Origin of the sequence: Methylophilus sp. 'Pure River' (genome assembly GCF_046765995.1) — a bacterium.
In the GTDB taxonomy this organism is placed as follows: domain Bacteria; phylum Pseudomonadota; class Gammaproteobacteria; order Burkholderiales; family Methylophilaceae; genus Methylophilus.
Genome location: NZ_JBKOUE010000019.1, coordinates 1 through 1,124 on the forward strand (window position 1 = coordinate 1; position 1,124 = coordinate 1,124).

The following is a 1,124-nucleotide window of genomic DNA, read 5'->3' on the forward strand; positions in this document are numbered from 1 at the left end:
GAACTCACTGACTTTGTCGAAAACCTGACGCTTACCGGCAATGATCATATCAATGGCACTGGCAATGCGCTGGCAAACACCATCACAGGCAATGCTGGCAATAACATCCTCGATGGCGCCGATGGCGTAGACAAACTCATCGGTGGGGCCGGTGATGATATCTACATCGTCGACCTCATTCAGACCGGCACCAATGCCGCTGCATACAGGGTCGCACTGCAAGACACCATCACTGAAGTTGCCAATGCAGGCGATGACACCGTCAAGTTACGTGGTAACTTTGATCACATTAACGCAACCACTCTCACCCTAGGCGCTAACCTCGAGAATCTTGATGCTTCAGATACAGCCTCAACCAAACTCAACCTCACAGGTAACGCACTCGCTAACACTCTCACTGGCAATGATGCAGATAACATCCTTGATGGCGGCGCTGGAGTAGACACCCTGCGTGGTGGCGAAGGTAATGACACCTACATTTTGGACCTCAAAGCCACAGCCGGAATTCTTTCGATTGAAGATACAGTAGAAGAGTTTAATGGCACAACTGATGGCATTGATACCATTAAACTGCGCGGCACCGCTGCACTCGCTACTACCGCAGAGCTTTCACTCACTGGCGATTGGGCTAACATTGAGATACTGGATGCTTCTGCAACAGGCTCAACCAAGCTCAACCTCACAGGTAACAACTTAGGCAACACTCTAATTGGTAACGCTGCCGCTAACATCCTGACCGGGGGCACTGGCGACGATATCCTTAATGGCGGTGCAGGCGCAGATACTATGATCGGTGGAGATGGTGATGATACTTACATCGTCGATAACATCGCTGATATCGTGACCGAAGACTTGAATGAGGGCACTGACCTCGTCAAGGCCAGCGTCAGTTATACGCTAGGCGCAAACATTGAGAACCTGGAACTGACTGGCACCGCTGCGATCAATGGCACCGGTAATGGTTTAGACAACATCATCACAGGTAATGCTGCTAACAACATCCTCGATGGCGGCGCTGGTGCGGACACGCTCATCGGTGGCAAAGGCAACGATACTTATATCGTCGATGATGAAGATGATGAAGTCATTGAAGCTGCAAATGAAGGCATTGACCTCGTTAAAGC

Annotated in this window: 1 protein-coding gene; it reads left to right on the forward strand. The window is 50.4% G+C overall.

Annotation, left to right across the window (positions count from 1 at the left end):
• Window positions 1–1,124: calcium-binding protein (locus tag ACIDE9_RS14155; protein WP_411995304.1), on the forward strand; the 1,124-nt coding region annotated here is incomplete at both ends.